Raw genomic sequence first — 18,215 nt, 5'->3', positions numbered from 1 at the left:
CTTTATTTTTAAAATTCGGTGCAAAATTACACTAAATCTTTAGAAAACAAACTACGAAATATAAATTTCTAGGATAGATGCTTTTCCAGAAAACTGAAAATCAGTCAAAGCAGCCGGCAGCAAAATGGTATCTCCTTTTTTATAAGTATAGTTTTCTCCATCAACGGTTAGCCTAAAATCGCCATCGACACACATATAAACCGTGAACGAAGATTGATTTTTATGAGTATTTAAATTTCCGTCAAGCGGAATAAAATTAGTTGTGAAATAGCGGCAATTGACAACTTCATTAGAAATATTTTCGGTTTTAGAATAGAATCGTTGTGCTTCTATCTTATCATAATTCAAAGCATCTAAAGCTAAATCAATATGCAGTTCGCGGGCATTTCCGTTAGCATCTACTCTATCAAAATCATAAACACGATATGTAATATCTGAAGTTTGCTGGATCTCGGCTATTACAGTTCCTGCACCAATAGCGTGAATTGTTCCTGTATCCAACATGAAAACATCTCCTTGATTCACTTTTTTGGTATCAAGAATATCGAGTAAGGTTTTTCCATTCAGGTTTTGAATAAATTCTTCAGGTGACGATTTTTCTTTGAAGCCAACAATTAATCTTGCATCAGCATCGGCTTGCATCACATACCACATTTCGGTTTTACCGAAAGAATTGTGGCGCTTCTGAGCTAAAGCATCATCGGGATGAACTTGAATCGATAAGTCTTTTTGGGCATCTAAATATTTAAAAAGCAAAGGGAATTTTTTACCAAAACGGGTAAAAACGTTTATTCCCAATATAGCTTCAGGAAATTCGTTGATTAATTCGTTTAATGATTTTCCCTTAAAAGTGCCATTGGCAATAATACTCACAAAATTTTCAACGGCTGAAATTTCCCAGCTTTCTCCTGTCAAATCAGAAGTTATGGGTTTGTTGAGTTCTGTTCTTAATTTGGTTCCACCCCAAATTCTTTCTTTAAAAAAAGGTTCAAATTGTAGCGGATATAATTTCATTAACGTCATATTGGGCAAACTTACATAGTTTTTAAAATTTCGAGCGCTTTTTCGATATGAATTTTACCCGAAGTACTGTCGAAAATTAACTTAACAATTCCTTTTTTATCGGCAACATAAGTGGCTCTTCCCGGAATTAGTCCGAGATAATCGTTGGGAACACCAAATGCTTTTCTAATTTTTTTATCAAAATCGGAGAGCAAAATAAATGGTAAATTATATTTATTGGCAAACGCAACATGTGATTTCAAACTGTCACTACTAATGCCTATAACCTCAGCACCTAAACTTTTAAAATCTTCATATTGATCACGGAAAGAACAGGCTTGCTCGGTGCAAACACGAGTATCATCTTTTGGATAAAAATAAATTACGACAGGTTTTTTACCAATAACTTCATTGCTGTCAAACAAATCTCCATTAGTATCAATGGCAGCAAAATTTGGAATTTTATCTCCTACTTTTAATGCCATTAATTGCCGTTATAGGTTACAAAATTTCTTGGTGTTTCGTATAAAATAATTTCCAAATCTTTATTGGCATCTATATATTTTCTGAGTTTTTGCCAGATGACCACAACTATATTCTCGGCAGTTGGATTTAAGTCAGCAAACTCAGGAACATCAAGGTTTAGATTTTTATGATCGAAAGTATTTTCGATATGCTCTTTGATTAAATCGGCTAAAATTTTGGTATCGATAACATAGCCCGTTTTCTGATCTATTTCACCCGTAACCGAAACGGTTAATTCATAATTATGACCATGGAAGTTTGGATTATTGCATTTACCAAATACAGCATCGTTTTTCTCCATTGACCAATCTTTTCGGTACAATCGATGCGCGGCATTGAAGTGGGCTTTTCTTGATACTGTTACTCTCATAATTTATTTCTTTTGTGCCTTATCTTTTATAACCACAAAAGTCACAAAAGTTTAGCAAAAGAATCAAAGATAACTTTGTGTCTTTTGTGGTTAACTAAATCTTATGTTCTTCCAAATAGTGATAGAACTCGTCAAAAATTATTTTGAACCAAACCGTATATATGTTCGGATTTTGAAGCATATCGGTTTTTACGTCTTCTATTTTCATCCATTTCCAGCTTTCGACTTCTTCTTTATTTATTATTGGTTCTTCATTGTAATAACCAATCATCACGTGATCTAATTCATGCTCGGTCAAACCGTTATCAAATGGTGCTTTGTAAATAAAATGAAAAAGTTCTTTGAGTTCGGTTTTGAAACCCATTTCTTCAAACAATCTGCGTGTTCCGGCTTCGATATTGGTTTCTCCATTTCGTTGGTGACTGCAACAGGTATTTGTCCATAATAAAGGTGAATGATACTTGTGATGGGCACGTTGCTGCAACATGATTTCGTTATTCTTATTCAATACAAAAACTGAAAAAGCACGATGCAATACTGCCTTTTCATGCGCTTCGAGTTTGTTCATTAAACCGATAGGTTCATCTTGTTGGTTTACCAAGATTACTTGTTCTTCTGTCATATCTTTTATTAACCATCCAAAAATACGAAAAAAAATCAGCCTTCATAATTATACGTTTTGAACAACCGTTAAACTTTCCTTAAAACACCTCTTTTTGTAAACTACACGACAATTCTCTTCGTATATTGTGTAGTAAATTTGCCGTAGATATTAAAGATAAAGCTATGCGAAAATCAATTTTTAACTTTTTACTTTTGTTACCACTATTCATGCTAAATGCCTGTGGACAAACAAACAATAAAGCAAACAAAACTTCAAAACCCATCGCTATGGAAAATGTAATTTCAAAACCTGAAAATCCGTATTACTCAAACACTGATACCGCAAAATTAAATGTGTCTGAAGCCGAATGGAAGAAAGTACTATCTCCAGATTTATATGCTGTTGCCCGTCAAGCGGATACTGAAAGAGCTTTTACCGGAACCATGTGGAATTCAGAAGCCAAAGGAACTTACTATTGTGCAGCTTGTGGATTGAAACTTTTCCGTTCTGACCAAAAGTTTACAAGCAGTTGTGGCTGGCCAAGTTTCTTTGAACAGGAAAATAAAAACAGCATTACTTTTAAAGATGACAACTCCTACGGAATGCAAAGAATAGAAGCACTCTGTGGAAGATGCAACAGCCATTTGGGACATTTATTTGATGATGGTCCGGAACCAACAGGAAAGCGTTACTGCATGAATGCTATTTCATTAGATTTTGTTCCTGATGCAACTGTAGCTAAAGGCAATTTAGAGTCCATCGTACTTGGTGGTGGCTGCTATTGGTGTGTTGAAGCTGTGTATGAAAAGTTAGAAGGTGTCGATAAAGTAGTATCCGGATTTGCCGGCGGAACTGTTGCCAATCCAAGTTATGAAGAAGTCTGTACAGGAAGAACCGGTGCTGCTGAAGTAGTTCAGATTACTTACGATAAAACTAAAACCAACTTGGATGAAATTTTTCAAGTATTTTTTACCGTTCATGACCCAACGACATTGAACCGTCAAGGTGCTGATGTGGGAACACAATATCGTTCGGTGATTTTTTACGCAAATGAAGAACAAAAGAAAGCGGCTGAAAGTATCATTGCCGAACTGAATAACGCTAACGTTTACGGCAGTAAAATTGTAACCACTTTAGAACCATTTAAGGCTTTTTATAAAGCAAAAGATTATCATCAGAATTATTATGAAAATAACAAAGACCAGCCTTACTGTCAAATGGTGATTCAACCCAAGATTGAAAAGTTTGAGAAAGTCTTTAAAGATAGATTGAAAAAGAAATAATATTAAAAAACTCCTTGTTTGCACAAGGAGTTTTTTTATTTTAAATGAATAATTTATCTATTATCCACTGTTTTGAATTCTCTTAAAGGATAACCTGTATAGACTTGTCTTGGTCTTCCGATAGGTTCTTTGTTGATGCGCATTTCTTTCCATTGTGCAATCCAACCCGGTAATCTACCGATGGCAAACATTACGGTAAACATATCGGTTGGGATTCCTAAAGCACGATAAATAATTCCGGAATAGAAATCAACATTCGGATACAATTTTCTTGATACGAAGTATTCATCAACTAAGGCTGCTTCTTCTAATTCTTTTGCAATTCTTAGGATTGGATCATCAACACCAAGATCTTTCAAAACTTCATCGGCTGCTTTTTTAATGATTCGCGCTCTTGGATCAAAGTTTTTATAAACCCTGTGTCCAAATCCCATCAAACGGAAAGGGTCATCTTTGTCTTTGGCTTTCGCCATATATTTCGCTGAATCGCCACCATCTTTTTGAATGGCTTCCAACATTTCTAAAACAGCTTGATTAGCGCCACCGTGCAATGGTCCCCAAAGTGCCGAAACTCCGGCAGAAATCGATGCAAATAATCCGGCGTGTGATGAACCAACAATTCTCACCGTAGAGGTAGAACAGTTTTGCTCGTGATCTGCGTGAAGGATAAATAATTTATCTAAAGCATCTACTACAACTGGATTTGGTGAATATGGTCCGGTTGGTAATTTAAACATCAACTGCATAAAATTCTCAACATACCCAATGGTGTTATCATAATAATTTAAAGGATAACCCATCATTTTTCTGTATGTCCAAGTTGCAATCACAAGGAATTTACCCATGGTTTTGCAAACAGCTTCATACATTTCTTTTTCGTTTTCTACATTAACTACTTTTGGATTAAAAGCTGTTAGTGCACTTGTAAGCGAAGACAAAACACCCATTGGATGAGCCGTTTTTGGAAAACCATCGATGATGTTTTTCATTTCTTCATTTACCAAAGTGTATTTTCTGATGTCAGTTTCAAATTGGGTTAACTGACTTTTTGTTGGTAATTCTCCGAAAATCACTAAATAAGAAACCTCAAGAAAATCTGCTTTTTCGGCTAGATCTTCAATGGCATAACCGCGGTAACGAAGAATTCCTTCTTCACCATCAAGGAAAGTGATTTCACTTTGACAAGAACCTGAGTTTTTATAACCCGGATCAAGCGTTATTGCACCTGTTAAAGCGCGTAGTTTTTCGATATCGATAGCTGCTTCATTTTCGCTTCCTACAATTACCGGAAACTCATATTTGTTGCCATCAAATTCTAATATTGCTGTTTTGGACATGGTATAAAATAAGGGAATTAAATCTGATAAATAAATAATTTAACAAATTTAGGGAATTCGAAATGAAATAAAAAAGAAATATAGTAGCGTTTTCGTTAATTATTTGATAAAAATTTTATCAATAACCAATGTTTTCTAAGAAACTCTTATGGCAACTCAAGATGTACTGACTCCAAAAGGAAAATTCATCACTTTTAAGTATCTGTCCAGAATGATGATTAACTCTTAAAAAACCAATTTTTAATTAAGTCAAGTTACCATCCAAACTTAACTATCATCTATTAAAAATATTATATTTACAAAATTTATAAATCAATCATAACAAATGGACATTAAAGAGATTTCGAGCGGTATTGACCAAAATATACACTGGTATTATCAAAGTAAAAAAATCCCGCTGTTGAATTACTTCGAAAGTTTGTCAAAGGGCATAAAGTACAATATTATTGATGTTGGTTCGGGCACTGGTTTTTTTGCTGAGGAACTTTTAAAAGCATTTCCGGACAAAATAAACAACTGTTATTTAATTGATACCGAATACTCTGAAGAAGAAATCGAAAAATCTTCTAATACAAGATTAATCAAGCAAAAAGCGATTCCAAATCATATTTCAGATTCTTTAGTGGTAATGATGGATGTTTTGGAACATTTAGAGGACGATAAAAAAATGATTGATGAAATAAGAGCCAATACAGTAGGTCAGAATTATTTTTTTATAACAGTCCCTGCCTTTAAGTCTTTGTGGTCGGCTCATGATGTCTATTTATGCCATTACAGAAGGTATACAATTCCAACATTAAAAAAAGTGCTACTCGATAGTAACTATACAATTATTTCGACATATTATCTGTATGGAATTTTATTCCCGTTAGTTTGGTTTAGCAGAAAAATATCGAATTTATTTCCGAGCAAAGAAGTTAAATCAGATATGAAACCTTTATCCCCAATTCTGAATAAAATCTTGTTCTTACTATGTCGTTTTGATGCAAATTATTTGACTCAAAACAAATTAATGGGTATAACCTGTATAGCTTATGGTAAAATTTAAAACAAAAAATGGATAGTAAGAATAGTTATAAAATAGGTATTGTTGTCCCTTGTTACAACGAAGCTAAGAGAATTTGTCTTGATGATTTTGAAAAAAACATACAAACTTGTCCAAATCACTTTTTCTGCTTTGTAAACGATGGTAGTAAAGACGATACTTTAACGCTGTTGGAGCAATTTATGGTAAAATTTCCAAATCAGGTTTATGTTCTTAATAATGAAAAAAATATAGGCAAAGCCGAAACCGTAAGACATGGTGTTAACTATATGTTTGACCAAAATAAATTTGACATTATTGGTTTTCTCGACGCTGATTTAGCTACACCATTATTTGAAATAAAAAACGCTATCCTGGTTTTTGAAAACCCTCAAAAACAAATTGTTTTCGGATCAAGAATAAAACATCTTGGCGGCAATGTAGAGCGAAGATTCATAAGGTATTTATTGGGTAGAATTTTTGCTACTGTAGTTAGCAATTGGGTTCTAAAAACAGCTGTTTATGATACCCAATGTGGCTTTAAGTTTTTCAAAACGACCATTATTAAAGATATCTTTTCAGAAGAATTTATATCTAAATGGTTTTTTGATATTGAATTATTTTGCAGAACTATTCAAACACAAAAAAATTCAGACATCAATGAAATAGCTCAGGAAAAATTTATAAGCACATGGAAAGATGTCAAAGGCTCCAAAATAAAACTAAGTGATTATTTCAAAGTTCCATTTGAATTGATCAAGTTAAAATTGCACTATAAATTATAACCTACTTTATGGGAAAACAAATTTAGCAATAGAATTGACTCTGTTTTGAATCCATTTAATTTTGTATAAACCGGCAGCACTCATTATATATAAAGCCACTCTCGACGGAAACATATATCGTGGTTCCATATAAGTCAATCCATGAAAAATTAATAAGGCCGCAATTACTGACCAAAACAGCCAATAGTTCATGAGATTTTTTTCTTTGAATAAAAAGATAAACGCTCCCAGAATGAGTAATAAATTAACAAAGTTTATTACCAGAATGATAAACCAATATAGAACTCCTCCATGAAAAGGTCCGATATGAAAATCTTTTGGTTTAACACTATTGATGAAATAAGTATGCCCGAAGATACATTTAACTATGAACTGTCTCGTAAATAAAAAAGGATGTTCAAGCGCATCGTTAATCAAAAAGCTTCTATAAACTTCATTAGAAGATTTATGTGTTTTTTCCATTAAAATGGATAATTCTGTCCCACTTTTCCCCCAATTTTGATAATCTTTACTATCTGCTCTTACATCATTATCCCAAAAACGAAAATCGGTTGGTTCATCCCTAAACTGAAATCTGCCTTGATGAGCCACAAAATAAAAAAGCGATTCCGGATTTTCACCCGAATTCTTTCCGGTAATTATCTTTGCCAAATGCAGCGTTCCATAACTCATTAATCCAATAACGCAAAATGTTACAGCTAATTTTTTCCCATAGGTTCTAAAAAAAACCTTTCTTTTAAAAAAGGCATAGATTAGTATCAAAATTCCTAAACCTAGTATCAACATAACGTTTGGTCTGTTTAAAATAAAAAACCAAATTCCAAAAGTCAATAATATCCAGCCTTTTATTTTATCCGGATTCTGCAATACTTTAGACCAACCATAAAGTGCCACGGAAAATGAGAAGAAAGCCGGGATTTCTGCTAAAATTCCCAAAGAATAATAAGCGTGAATCGGAAATATAAAAATGAGTAGAACTGCTAAAAGGCCAACTTCCTTGGAAAACAAATTAGAGCCAATCCTAAAAATTAGCAATAAACTAACTGTAGAAATTATAAAAGTAGCCATCACAGCAAAAATCCATAGCTGGTCATCTGTAGGATTTGAAGGTGCCAAAAGGTAGGCCAGCGTGTAAAAAATTACTGGTCCGGGAGCTTTGGTTATATAAACTTGATTGTATGCAATATCTCCTTTTATATAGGCTGCAAGATTTTTAGACTGAGCGTGAAAGGAAAAATCATCGCCAAAAGGTTTCGCCTTAACAGGTAGATTAAGAACAACAAACATCATCAAAGATGAAATCAAAATGATAAGAAGGTTAACTCTTTTGATTGAAAAATCAATTGTATTCATTTGTATGGTATTGATAAAATAGTGCCGAAAAATAATAAAAAATCCCGAGCTTTAACTCAGGATTTTTTTTCTAAACTATTTATTTCTTTATGACAAAGCAGCTTTAACTTGGTCAGCAGCTTCCTGAAATTGTGTGGCCGATAAAATTGGCATTCCGGAATTATCAATTAACTCTTTTGCGATTTCGGCATTGGTTCCCTGAAGACGCACAATGATTGGCACTTTTATAGCATCACCCATATTTTTATAGGCATCAACAACACCTTGTGCTACTCTGTCGCAACGAACAATTCCACCAAAAATATTAATCAAAATTGCTTTTACGTTTGGATCTTTCAAGATAATTCTAAACGCAGTTTCTACACGTTTTGCATCGGCAGTTCCACCAACGTCTAGGAAATTAGCCGGTTCAAAACCTGCATATTTAATCAAATCCATTGTTGCCATTGCTAATCCAGCACCATTAACCATACAGCCAACAGTTCCGTCAAGGTCAACATAATTCAAACCAACTTCTTTGGCCTCAACTTCAATTGGATTTTCTTCACGAATGTCGCGCATATCAGCATATTTTGCCTGACGGTACAAGGAATTGTCGTCAATATTTACTTTGGCATCAACAGCCATAATTTTATTATCCGATGTTTTTAAAACCGGATTAATTTCAAACATGGAAGCATCGGAACCTACATAAGCGTTATATAAAGAATCAACAAACTTTACCATTTCTTTGAAAGCGTTTCCTGAAAGTCCAAGATTGAAAGCAATTCTACGTGCCTGAAAACCCTGCAATCCAACTGAAGGATCAATTTCTTCGGTAAAGATTAAATGTGGAGTGTGTTCAGCAACTTCTTCGATATCCATTCCACCTTCGGTTGAATACATAATCATGTTTCTTGCTTTGGCTCTGTTTAAAAGAACCGACATATAAAACTCTTTGGTTTCACTTTCTCCCGGATAATAAACATCTTCAGCAATTAAAACTTTGTGCACTCTTTTTCCTTCTGCCGGAGTTTGAGGTGTTTTTAACATCATGCCAATAATTTGCTCTGACAGTTCTTCTACCTGTTGCAGGTTTTTTGCCAATTTTACGCCACCACCTTTTCCTCTTCCACCTGCGTGAATTTGAGCTTTGATAACGTGCCAGCCTGTTCCTGTTTCTGCTGTTAATTGTTTTGCAGCAGCCACAGCTTCTACCGGGCTGTTAGCAACAATACCACGTTGAACTCGAACGCCATAGCTGGCTAAAATTTCTTTACCTTGATATTCGTGTATGTTCATAATAATGAGTTAGATTGTGAGATGCTGAACTGATTCAGCTAAATGTGCCACAAAAGTAATTAATTTAGCTCCAAAGAAAAAGAATTATTTTCAATTTAGTGTTATCTTGATTTACATTTTTTTATTGTCTTGCGCAACCAATTTTGTAACAAAGTATCTGACTTGAAAAAACAAAACTATGAAAAAGCAACACTTAATTTTAGGAATTTTAATAATGCTTTTATTTGTTGGATGTAGTAAAGATTCAAGTACTCCAACATCTGATTCCGTTACCGGACAATGGAAATTAGTTAACGTTAGCGGTACATTTGCCGGAATAAACAACGACTTCCCCGAAGGAATGATTACTTGGGATTTTAATCCGATTACACAAACTGTTACAGTAACCAACAATAACACTGATCCAAATTTGTGGGATGTATTAGAAACCGGAGTTTATAATTATCACTTCGTCAATAATCCCGAAATGCCTTGTGCTGAAAGTATCTATATAGACGGCTCTGAATATGGATGCTATTCTGTAGTAAATGACAGCTTGATAATTGACCAATCCATAGCCGATGGATTTGCCGTGACACTAAAACACTAAAAGAGCATTTTTATCTCTTTGACATCATAGTGAGTTACTGTGTCATTATCGAGTAAAACCTCAAGTTTTCCATCACGGGTAACTTTTTTGATGATGCCCATAAAGCGATTTCCGTTTTTATCTTCAAAAGGCGACGGATAATTTAGTTTATACAGATTTTGATGGTAAAAATCCCAAAGTATTTCGCGGTGTTTTGCTAATACCTGCATAAAACCCTGCAAAGAATCAGACAAAAGTAACGCGATTTCTTCCAAGTCGTAATCTTTCCCGGTGATACACTTTAGTGAAGTTGCCTGAGGTAAATCTTTAAAATTAGTTTGGTTTACGTTCAATCCGATTCCGACGACAGAATTAAAATTACCGTCATGCTTAAAAATGTTTTCAATTAAAACCCCTGACACTTTCTTCGAATCTGACATAATGTCGTTGGGCCATTTTATCGAAATGTTAGGAAACTCCATTTTTTTTAAAGCATCCACTATTGAAAGTGCTACTGCAATATTAAAATCAAAAACACTCTGATTGGTCAACTGAACGTCTTTAACCAAAACGCTCATTGTTAGGTTTTTACCAGGTTCCGAAATCCATTTTGCACCCATTTGCCCTTTACCTTTTGTTTGTTCCTTGGCTATGACAATCGTAAAATTTTCGACTGCTGATTCTTTAACCAATTGCTTTAGAAAGTCATTTGTCGAATCTATGGCATCGAGTTTGATTAGAGGCATGGTAACATGGTAAATATTAATGAATTTTAAACTTTTGTTAAGCAAAAATAAAGACAAAAAGTAATACATTTGCAAAACATATATAAATATAAATGACGAAGAAAACGGTTAACTCAGATGTTCTTTTGGCGAACATCATAAAAGGCATAGAAGAAGTTAAAGGAAATGATATTGACATCCTCGATTTGAGAGCCATTGATACAGCAGTTTGTGATTACTTTATAATCTGTAATGGTAGTTCAAATACACAAGTTAACGCGATTGTTAACTCCATCCAAAAATTAGTTTCTAAAGAATTAAAAGATAAACCTTGGCACGTTGAAGGCACTGATAATGCCGAATGGGTTTTAATGGATTATGTAAACATTGTAGTGCATGTTTTCCAAAAACAAATTCGCGAGTTCTACAATATTGAAGGGCTATGGGGTGATGCCAAAATAACTACCATTCAAAATAAATATTAAAAAATAGTTCATAGATAAAAAATGGCTAACGAAAAAAAACCTAATAATTTTAAAATAAGTCCGTGGTTAATATATGTAGTAGTAATTATCGGATTCATTGCGCTTAATTACTTCGGAGGTTCCGGTTTCCAGGACACTACCAAAATATCTTCAGCAAAATTCAATGAGTATCTAAATAAAGGGCAAATTGAAAAAGTAATCATCTACAACAAAACAGAAGGTGAAGCCTACCTGACCAAAGAAGCTTTGAAAGATAAGGCAAATGCTAAAGTAGCAAAAGACATGATGGGCGGTGTAAATAAAGGCCCACACTACTCTTTCGATATAGGAAATGATGAAAGTTTCCAAAATAAAATTGAAAAAGCAGCTCAGGAAGGAAAAATAAAAGATTACGATTTCAAAGCCAAAAGCAATTGGGGTGAACTTTTAATGACCTTATTACCCTTTGTTATCATAATCGGACTTTGGTTATTGATTATGCGCAGAATGTCTGGCGGTGCCGGAGGTGGCGGAGGTCAAATCTTCAACATCGGAAAATCGAGAGCCAAACTTTTTGACGAAAAAACAGAAGTTAAAACCACTTTTAAAGATGTTGCCGGATTAGAAGGAGCCAAAGAAGAAATACAGGAAATTGTAGAATTTCTTAAGACGCCAGAAAAATATACCATTTTGGGTGGAAAAATTCCAAAGGGAGCACTTTTAGTCGGTCCTCCGGGAACCGGGAAAACATTATTAGCGAAAGCCGTAGCCGGTGAAGCTAAAGTTCCTTTCTTCTCATTATCGGGTTCCGATTTTGTTGAAATGTTTGTCGGTGTTGGTGCTTCCCGTGTTAGAGATTTATTCAAACAAGCCAAAGACAAAGCGCCATCTATAATCTTTATTGATGAGATTGATGCCGTTGGTAGAGCAAGAGGAAAAAACAATATGTCAGGTGGCAATGACGAACGTGAAAATACCTTGAACCAATTACTAACCGAAATGGATGGTTTTGGTACCAATACACACGTAATTGTAATTGCGGCAACCAACAGAGCTGATGTATTAGACAAAGCGTTGATGCGTGCCGGGCGTTTTGACAGACAGATTTATGTTGATTTACCGGATATCAGAGAAAGAAAAGAAATCTTTGAAGTGCATTTAGCGCCACTTAAAAAAGTAGAAGGTTTAGATACTGAATTTCTTGCTAAACAAACACCAGGTTTTTCAGGTGCAGATATTGCCAACGTATGTAACGAAGCAGCTTTAATTGCAGCAAGAAATAATAAAACTGCGGTGGACAAACAAGACTTTTTAGATGCCGTTGACCGAATTGTTGGTGGATTAGAAAAGAAAAATAAAATCGTAACCACTGAAGAGAAACACGCAATCGCCGTTCATGAAGCTGGTCACGCAACCGTAAGCTGGATGCTCGAACACGCCGCTCCTTTAATAAAAGTTACGATTGTTCCGAGAGGACAAAGTTTAGGTGCTGCCTGGTATTTACCTGAAGAAAGATTAATTGTTCGTACGGAGCAAATGCTAGATGAAATGTGTGCCACTATGGGAGGAAGAGCAGCGGAAAAAGTCGTCTTTGGAAAAATTTCAACGGGTGCTTTGAGCGATTTGGAAAAAGTAACCCGACAAGCACGAGCTATGGTTACCATTTATGGTTTGAATGATGAATTAGGTAACATCACTTATTACGATTCAACGGGACAAAGTGAATACAGTTTCTCAAAACCTTATTCAGAAGAAACAGCCTTAGTAATTGATAAAGAAATTTCAAAACTTATTGAAAATGAGTACCAAAGAGCTATAAAAATCCTAGAAGATAACAAAGAAAAACTGGAGCAGCTTGCTGCAATCTTAATTGAAAAAGAAGTTATTTTTAAAGATGATTTGGAAGCTATTTTCGGATCAAGACCTTTTAACCTTCCGCCCGAAGAAACTGAATTAGTCTAACTAATCTTTTTTAACATTTTTTTAAAATCTTAATTCAAAAGTAAGTTTTGAATTAAGATTTTTTTATCTTTGGAGGATTTCAATTTTCAAACTAGATTATACCAAAACAAGCATGAGTCTTTTCAGAAAAATTTTTGGCACCGGTAATGATGCCTCTGACGAAGAAAGTCAAAGCGAATTCAATAATGCTCCTTCCAGCTTTTCGTTACTTCCTGTAGATGAAAAGTTTACTTATAATTTCAAAAAAAATGGCGGTAAGTTTTTATATTGTGAAAACTTAAACGAAGTAAAAGATCAGTTTCTGAATATTTTAGAAGAAAACGATTGGTTTGAATGCGAAGCTTTATGCTACGAGCCAAAGCTTTACAGCATGTTGGATGAAAACAAGTTGAGCTATGACAAACCAACCAATCCAAAGTTTTTATTTGCCAGTTGTGAAAATTTGATTGCCGATGAAGGTTCTGTCCTTTTTTCATCCAATCAAATCAAGCAAAACAAACCAAATGATTTGCCTAACAACATCATCATTTTAGCTACAACCAGTCAAATCTTAGAAGCTAAAAGCGACGGTCTTCGTGTGATTAAAAAGAAATACGAGAAAGACTATCCAACCAATATTACTACTATAAAGTATTTTGAGAAAGCTAAAGATGAAGACTTTCTTCAATATGGAAGCACTGCTAAGAACTTGTATCTACTGCTTCTAGAAGATTTATAAAATGAACGAAACGCTAAAGAGATTATTATCTGGTGTAGTTTATGTTGCGCTGCTTATAATCGCTACTTCCTATTCTGTTAATAGTTTTTATCTGCTATTCGGAGTATTTATGATAATTGCTGTTTATGAATTTTGCCAATTAATTCATTTAAACAAAATAGCACCAATTATTTTAGGAACTGCAGCTTATTGTTTAGCAACCCAATATAGAACCAATCAAACAAACGATCTTTTACTGTTAATCGCAACTTTGTTTGTTTCGGTAAAATGCTTGTTACTGCTTTTTGATTCAAAAAAAGAAAGATTCGACAACGCTTCGAAATATGTGTATACCATTGGTTATGTAATTCTTCCATTTATCATAATTTCAAAGATTCCTTTTTCATACAATACCTTCCGTCCAAAAATAATTATCAGTATTTTTATTCTGATTTGGACAAATGATACTTTTGCTTACATCGTTGGAAAATCAATCGGAAAACACAAACTAATCGAAAGAATATCACCTAAAAAAACCATCGAAGGATTTATTGGAGGGATTGTATTTTCAGTAATTGCGGGGATTTTAATCTCAAAATTTTATTTTCAACCAAAGCCAAATTACGCTAACACTTCCATAATTATTTGGACAATAAGCGCCGTAATTATTAGCATTTTCAGTACTTTAGGTGACTTAATCGAATCAAAATTCAAAAGAATTGCTGGTGTAAAAGACAGCGGAAATATAATGCCTGGTCATGGTGGTATTCTAGATCGCCTGGATAGTATTATATTTGTAGCACCATTTGTTTATTTGTTTTATCAAATCTTATATTATGTTTCATAAAGAAGGCGGAAAAATTATTTTAATAGCAACTACTCTAACTGTAATCATTACGCTATTTACACCTAAGTTGATTTCAATTTTTTGGTTAGAAAAAACCATTCAGATTGCAGCTTTGTTCTTTTTGATAATGATTTTACAATTTTTCAGAAATCCAAACAGAAGAATTGAAGCTTCCGATAAAGTAGTACTTGCTCCTGTTGATGGAAAAGTAGTTGTTATCGAAGAAGTTTTTGAAGAAGAATATTTTAAAGACAAACGCTTGCAGGTTTCTATTTTTATGTCGCCAATCAATGTGCATGTTACGCGTTATGCCATTGGTGGAAAAATAAAATACAGCAAATACCATCCCGGGAAATATTTGGTTGCCTGGCATCCAAAAGCGAGTACCGAAAACGAAAGAACAACCGTTGTTATTGAAAACAGGGTTTTTGGTGAAATTCTTTACCGTCAAATTGCCGGTGCTTTGGCACGTAGAATTGTAAATTACGCCGAAGAAGGAATGCAGGTCCGCCAAGGTGATGATGCCGGTTTTATCAAATTTGGTTCAAGAGTCGATATGTTTTTCCCATTGGGAACTAAAATAGAAGTAAATCTTCAGCAAAATGCTGTTGGTAACCAAACTGTCATTACATCAAAAGCCTAGTTGTAAATGGATGAAAAAGAATTAGATATTCGATTTCAGGAAGCCGTAGAAATTGCTTCCAAAATGTCGCAATCTGAACTTCCTCAAGATGTTCAGTTGCGATTGTATGCCTATTATAAACAAGCTACTTTTGGCACTATAAATTTCAACTTTTCGGGTGATTTTGATTTAAGAAATGCCTTTAAAACCAATGCCTGGATGCAGATTAGCCATTTGTCTATTGACGAAGCCAAGGAACATTATATAGAAGCAATTCATGCGATTGCCAATGATAAAAATAAAACAATATGAAACCGCAGGTTCACGAACCCCTATTAAAAACAAATTTTTCAATAGTGAGTAAAAATGTTTTTACAATAGTATTGTGTTTCTCTTTTATACTATTGCTTCCATCTTGTAAAAGAAAAAAACTTACCGAGGTTGTTGAAGTTCCATTACCATCAGCCGAAGAAAAAATCACTATTGGACAACCTGATGATGTAAGCGCTATTGATGGACAATTCTCTCTTACCAAATTGCCTTATCAATACAATGAACTTGAACCAAGCATTGATATCCTAACAATGGAAGTGCATTATTCTAAACATTATCTGACTTATACAAATAACTTAAATAAATTAGTTGCTGAAGATCCAACATTAATCGATTTAACTATTGAAGACATCTTAAAAAAATGTGATGGCAGCAATGCCGATTTAAAAAACAATGCCGGTGGTTTTTATAATCACAGTTTGTTTTGGGAAGGTATGTCGCCTAAATCGGGAGGACAGCCTAAAGATACTTTGGCAACATTAATCACGAGAGATTTTGGTTCATTTGAAGTATTTAAAACACAATTTTCTGAAGCTGCTGACAAGCAATTTGGTTCAGGCTGGGCTTGGTTGGTTGTAGATAAAACAGGTAAATTGCAAGTGACAAGCACACCAAATCAGGATAATCCTTTGATGCCAAAACAAATCGTTTCGGGTACACCACTTTTAAATCTGGATGTTTGGGAACACGCTTATTATTTAGATTATCAATACAAACGAAAAAGATACATTGATAACTTCTTTAAAATTATCAATTGGAAAAAAGTTTCCGAACGTTATGAAGAAGCAGTTGCAAAAAAATAAACGCTATAAAAAAAGTCCCGATGAATCGGGACTTTTTGTTATAAAATATAATCTGTATTGATAAAATTCGATTCTTTACTATTGAGCAATTCCTGTAAAATAGCATTGTTATACGCATTGTCTTTGGAAGCTACAAACGTCCGAATAGAGAACGAACGCAAGGCATCATGAATACTCAAGGTTCCAACTGCCGAATCTTTTCTTCCCGTAAACGGATACACATCCGGTCCACGTTGACAAGAGCTGTTTAAATTCACCCGACAAACCAAATTCACTAAAGTGTCAATAAGCGGCGCTATGGTTTTAATGTCTTTTCCAAACAAACTCACCTGTTGTCCATAATTTGATTCCGCCATATCGTTCAATGGTTCCTGAATATCTTTGAAAGTTAATATTGGAATCACAGGCCCAAATTGCTCTTCATGATACACACGCATTTCTTTATTTATCGGAAACAAAACAGCCGGAAAAATATAATTATCCGAACGCTCTCCGCCTTTTGCATTAATGACTTTAGCGCCTTTACTTGCAGCATCATCAATTAATTCCTGAATATAATCAGGTTTATCTTTTTCGGGTAATGGTGTCAATGAAACACCTTTCTCCCACGGATTTCCAAACGGAAGTGCATCAACTTTTTCAGTAAATCTTCGGTTGAATTCAGCCGCAATTGATTCGTGTACGTAAAGAATTTTCAAGGCTGTACAACGTTGCCCATTAAAAGACAAGGTTCCCATAATGCATTCCTGAATGGTCAAATCCAAATCCGCATCAGGCAAAATAATCGCCGGATTTTTGGCTTCCAATCCTAAAATCAATCGCAGACGGTTTTTATTTGGATGCAAATCCTGCAAAGCAATTGCCGATTTACTGTTTCCAATTAATGCCAGAATATCCACTTTCCCCGATTTCATAATTGGCGAAGCCACTTCTCTTCCTCTTCCGTAAACAATATTGATAACCCCTTTTGGGAAACTGCTTCTAAACGCTTCGAGCAATGGTGAAATCAACAATACTCCATGCTTTGCCGGTTTGAAAATCACCGTGTTTCCCATGATGATTGCAGGAATCAGCAAGGAAAAAGTTTCATTCAACGGATAATTATAAGGTCCAAGACATAATACAACTCCTAAAGGTCCACGGCGAACCATAGCATTTACAACTTGACTTTTGGTAAATCGCGCATTGTTTCTGTCTAACTGTTTATAATCTTCAATCGTATCATAAATGTATTCGACTGTTCGGTCAAATTCTTTCTCCGAATCGCCTAATGATTTTCCGATTTCCCACATCAAATATTTGACTACTTCGCTTCTGGTGGCTTTCATCTGCGTGACAAAATTTTCCATGCATTTGATTCGGTCACTAACTTTCATCGTAGGCCACAATCCTTGTCCGTTGTTATAAGCAGCAACAGCAGATTGTACTACTTCATCAGCGGCTTCTTCTCCCATGGTTGGAATAGTACCTAGTAATGTCGGTGCATAATTTTCAGTAGAAGAAATAGTAGAATATACTTCTGAGGTTTCGCCAGTCCATTTTTTTAGTTGACCATCAACTAAATAAGTATCCTGATGTAATAAATTCGTAATCTGAAATTCGGTTGGAATAGTATTCATAAAAATGATTT

20 protein-coding genes are annotated in these 18,215 nt (G+C 34.6%); 11 read left to right on the top strand and 9 right to left on the bottom strand.

Annotated features, from left to right (window positions below; translation table 11 throughout):
- Positions 1 to 51: 51 nt before the first annotated feature.
- From L1S35_RS09805 to idi, 4 genes are all read right to left on the bottom strand, one after another.
- On the bottom strand, positions 52 to 1,014 hold the full coding sequence (locus L1S35_RS09805) for a type I phosphomannose isomerase catalytic subunit (RefSeq protein ID WP_236400127.1): 963 nt from the start codon (positions 1,012 to 1,014) through the stop codon (positions 52 to 54).
- A gap of 20 nt (positions 1,015 to 1,034) precedes the next feature.
- Positions 1,035 to 1,487, bottom strand: a complete 453-nt coding sequence (locus L1S35_RS09800) for a peroxiredoxin (RefSeq protein WP_236400124.1) — start codon at positions 1,485 to 1,487, stop codon at positions 1,035 to 1,037.
- Positions 1,487 to 1,897: a 6-pyruvoyl trahydropterin synthase family protein gene (locus tag L1S35_RS09795; RefSeq protein WP_236400121.1), complete on the bottom strand. Its 411-nt coding sequence runs from the start codon at positions 1,895 to 1,897 to the stop codon at positions 1,487 to 1,489. The genes L1S35_RS09800 and L1S35_RS09795 overlap by 1 nt, the downstream gene beginning before the upstream one ends.
- A 94-nt stretch (positions 1,898 to 1,991) precedes the next feature.
- Complete coding sequence (gene idi, locus L1S35_RS09790) at positions 1,992 to 2,519, bottom strand: isopentenyl-diphosphate Delta-isomerase (RefSeq protein WP_236400118.1); 528 nt, start codon at positions 2,517 to 2,519, stop codon at positions 1,992 to 1,994.
- Between the two features lie 209 nt (positions 2,520 to 2,728).
- Here idi and L1S35_RS09785 point away from each other — a divergent pair, with 209 nt between their 5' ends.
- Positions 2,729 to 3,784, top strand: coding sequence for a bifunctional methionine sulfoxide reductase B/A protein (locus L1S35_RS09785; RefSeq protein WP_236400337.1), 1,056 nt, complete (start codon positions 2,729 to 2,731; stop codon positions 3,782 to 3,784).
- A 53-nt stretch (positions 3,785 to 3,837) separates the two neighbouring features.
- On the opposite strand, the gene L1S35_RS09780 is transcribed toward L1S35_RS09785, so the two are convergent.
- Positions 3,838 to 5,121, bottom strand: coding sequence for a citrate synthase (locus L1S35_RS09780; RefSeq protein WP_236400115.1), 1,284 nt, complete (start codon positions 5,119 to 5,121; stop codon positions 3,838 to 3,840).
- A 325-nt stretch (positions 5,122 to 5,446) separates the two neighbouring features.
- Between L1S35_RS09780 and L1S35_RS09775 the strand changes: the two genes are divergently transcribed.
- Positions 5,447 to 6,169, top strand: coding sequence for a methyltransferase domain-containing protein (locus L1S35_RS09775; RefSeq protein WP_236400112.1), 723 nt, complete (start codon positions 5,447 to 5,449; stop codon positions 6,167 to 6,169).
- A gap of 8 nt (positions 6,170 to 6,177) precedes the next feature.
- On the top strand, positions 6,178 to 6,930 hold the full coding sequence (locus L1S35_RS09770; protein ID WP_236400109.1) for a glycosyltransferase: 753 nt from the start codon (positions 6,178 to 6,180) through the stop codon (positions 6,928 to 6,930).
- Positions 6,931 to 6,936: 6 nt separating this feature from the next.
- Here L1S35_RS09770 and L1S35_RS09765 read toward each other — a convergent pair whose 3' ends face one another.
- Both L1S35_RS09765 and sucC read right to left on the bottom strand, forming a co-directional pair.
- Positions 6,937 to 8,283, bottom strand: coding sequence for a glycosyltransferase family 39 protein (locus L1S35_RS09765; RefSeq protein WP_236400105.1), 1,347 nt, complete (start codon positions 8,281 to 8,283; stop codon positions 6,937 to 6,939).
- A gap of 87 nt (positions 8,284 to 8,370) precedes the next feature.
- Positions 8,371 to 9,564 (bottom strand): ADP-forming succinate--CoA ligase subunit beta, encoded by a 1,194-nt coding sequence (sucC, locus tag L1S35_RS09760; RefSeq protein ID WP_236400103.1) that lies wholly within the window; start codon positions 9,562 to 9,564, stop codon positions 8,371 to 8,373.
- Between the two features lie 178 nt (positions 9,565 to 9,742).
- Between sucC and L1S35_RS09755 the strand changes: the two genes are divergently transcribed.
- Positions 9,743 to 10,153: a hypothetical protein gene (locus L1S35_RS09755; RefSeq protein WP_236400100.1), complete on the top strand. Its 411-nt coding sequence runs from the start codon at positions 9,743 to 9,745 to the stop codon at positions 10,151 to 10,153.
- Here L1S35_RS09755 and L1S35_RS09750 read toward each other — a convergent pair.
- Entirely contained in the window at positions 10,150 to 10,878 is a 729-nt protein-coding gene (locus tag L1S35_RS09750; protein ID WP_236400096.1) for a biotin--[acetyl-CoA-carboxylase] ligase, read from the bottom strand. The genes L1S35_RS09755 and L1S35_RS09750 overlap by 4 nt on opposite strands.
- Before the next feature lie 92 nt (positions 10,879 to 10,970).
- On the opposite strand from L1S35_RS09750, the gene rsfS reads away from it, so the two are divergent.
- The 7 genes from rsfS (at position 10,971) to L1S35_RS09715 (ending at position 16,585) form a co-directional block, all read left to right on the top strand.
- Positions 10,971 to 11,342: a ribosome silencing factor gene (gene rsfS, locus L1S35_RS09745; RefSeq protein WP_136151866.1), complete on the top strand. Its 372-nt coding sequence runs from the start codon at positions 10,971 to 10,973 to the stop codon at positions 11,340 to 11,342.
- A 21-nt stretch (positions 11,343 to 11,363) separates the two neighbouring features.
- Positions 11,364 to 13,283: an ATP-dependent zinc metalloprotease FtsH gene (ftsH, locus tag L1S35_RS09740; RefSeq protein WP_236400093.1), complete on the top strand. Its 1,920-nt coding sequence runs from the start codon at positions 11,364 to 11,366 to the stop codon at positions 13,281 to 13,283.
- Positions 13,284 to 13,395: 112 nt separating this feature from the next.
- On the top strand, positions 13,396 to 14,001 hold the full coding sequence (locus L1S35_RS09735) for a lactate utilization protein B/C (protein ID WP_236400090.1): 606 nt from the start codon (positions 13,396 to 13,398) through the stop codon (positions 13,999 to 14,001).
- A 1-nt stretch (position 14,002) separates the two neighbouring features.
- On the top strand, positions 14,003 to 14,827 hold the full coding sequence (locus L1S35_RS09730) for a phosphatidate cytidylyltransferase (protein ID WP_236400087.1): 825 nt from the start codon (positions 14,003 to 14,005) through the stop codon (positions 14,825 to 14,827).
- Complete coding sequence (locus tag L1S35_RS09725; RefSeq protein WP_236400085.1) at positions 14,817 to 15,470, top strand: phosphatidylserine decarboxylase family protein; 654 nt, start codon at positions 14,817 to 14,819, stop codon at positions 15,468 to 15,470. Before L1S35_RS09730 ends, L1S35_RS09725 begins: the two co-directional genes overlap by 11 nt.
- Positions 15,471 to 15,476: 6 nt before the next feature.
- Positions 15,477 to 15,761, top strand: coding sequence for an acyl-CoA-binding protein (locus L1S35_RS09720; RefSeq protein ID WP_236400082.1), 285 nt, complete (start codon positions 15,477 to 15,479; stop codon positions 15,759 to 15,761).
- A 44-nt stretch (positions 15,762 to 15,805) separates the two neighbouring features.
- A complete protein-coding gene (locus L1S35_RS09715; RefSeq protein ID WP_370641062.1) occupies positions 15,806 to 16,585 on the top strand; it encodes a superoxide dismutase in 780 nt (259 codons plus the stop codon).
- Positions 16,586 to 16,623: 38 nt separating this feature from the next.
- Here L1S35_RS09715 and L1S35_RS09710 read toward each other — a convergent pair whose 3' ends face one another.
- The gene (locus L1S35_RS09710; RefSeq protein ID WP_236400079.1) at positions 16,624 to 18,204 is read right to left on the bottom strand and encodes an NADP-dependent glyceraldehyde-3-phosphate dehydrogenase; all 1,581 of its coding nucleotides are present in this window, start codon (positions 18,202 to 18,204) and stop codon (positions 16,624 to 16,626) included.
- Positions 18,205 to 18,215: the final 11 nt, after the last annotated feature.

The sequence above is a fragment of the Flavobacterium anseongense genome (assembly GCF_021608185.1).
Classification (GTDB): Bacteria; Bacteroidota; Bacteroidia; order Flavobacteriales; family Flavobacteriaceae; genus Flavobacterium; species Flavobacterium anseongense.
The sequence above is the reverse complement of the archived record's forward strand: the minus strand, read 5'-3'. Positions and strand labels throughout refer to the sequence as shown.

Coding starts and splice junctions, on each gene's coding strand:
- L1S35_RS09805 (WP_236400127.1), bottom strand. CDS start 1,014: ATGAAATTATATCCGCTACAATTTGAACCTTTTTTTAAAGAAAGAATT.
- L1S35_RS09800 (WP_236400124.1), bottom strand. CDS start 1,487: ATGGCATTAAAAGTAGGAGATAAAATTCCAAATTTTGCTGCCATTGAT.
- L1S35_RS09795 (WP_236400121.1), bottom strand. CDS start 1,897: ATGAGAGTAACAGTATCAAGAAAAGCCCACTTCAATGCCGCGCATCGA.
- idi (WP_236400118.1), bottom strand. CDS start 2,519: ATGACAGAAGAACAAGTAATCTTGGTAAACCAACAAGATGAACCTATC.
- L1S35_RS09785 (WP_236400337.1), top strand. CDS start 2,729: ATGCTAAATGCCTGTGGACAAACAAACAATAAAGCAAACAAAACTTCA.
- L1S35_RS09780 (WP_236400115.1), bottom strand. CDS start 5,121: ATGTCCAAAACAGCAATATTAGAATTTGATGGCAACAAATATGAGTTT.
- L1S35_RS09775 (WP_236400112.1), top strand. CDS start 5,447: ATGGACATTAAAGAGATTTCGAGCGGTATTGACCAAAATATACACTGG.
- L1S35_RS09770 (WP_236400109.1), top strand. CDS start 6,178: ATGGATAGTAAGAATAGTTATAAAATAGGTATTGTTGTCCCTTGTTAC.
- L1S35_RS09765 (WP_236400105.1), bottom strand. CDS start 8,283: ATGAATACAATTGATTTTTCAATCAAAAGAGTTAACCTTCTTATCATT.
- sucC (WP_236400103.1), bottom strand. CDS start 9,564: ATGAACATACACGAATATCAAGGTAAAGAAATTTTAGCCAGCTATGGC.
- L1S35_RS09755 (WP_236400100.1), top strand. CDS start 9,743: ATGAAAAAGCAACACTTAATTTTAGGAATTTTAATAATGCTTTTATTT.
- L1S35_RS09750 (WP_236400096.1), bottom strand. CDS start 10,878: ATGCCTCTAATCAAACTCGATGCCATAGATTCGACAAATGACTTTCTA.
- rsfS (WP_136151866.1), top strand. CDS start 10,971: ATGACGAAGAAAACGGTTAACTCAGATGTTCTTTTGGCGAACATCATA.
- ftsH (WP_236400093.1), top strand. CDS start 11,364: ATGGCTAACGAAAAAAAACCTAATAATTTTAAAATAAGTCCGTGGTTA.
- L1S35_RS09735 (WP_236400090.1), top strand. CDS start 13,396: ATGAGTCTTTTCAGAAAAATTTTTGGCACCGGTAATGATGCCTCTGAC.
- L1S35_RS09730 (WP_236400087.1), top strand. CDS start 14,003: ATGAACGAAACGCTAAAGAGATTATTATCTGGTGTAGTTTATGTTGCG.
- L1S35_RS09725 (WP_236400085.1), top strand. CDS start 14,817: ATGTTTCATAAAGAAGGCGGAAAAATTATTTTAATAGCAACTACTCTA.
- L1S35_RS09720 (WP_236400082.1), top strand. CDS start 15,477: ATGGATGAAAAAGAATTAGATATTCGATTTCAGGAAGCCGTAGAAATT.
- L1S35_RS09710 (WP_236400079.1), bottom strand. CDS start 18,204: ATGAATACTATTCCAACCGAATTTCAGATTACGAATTTATTACATCAG.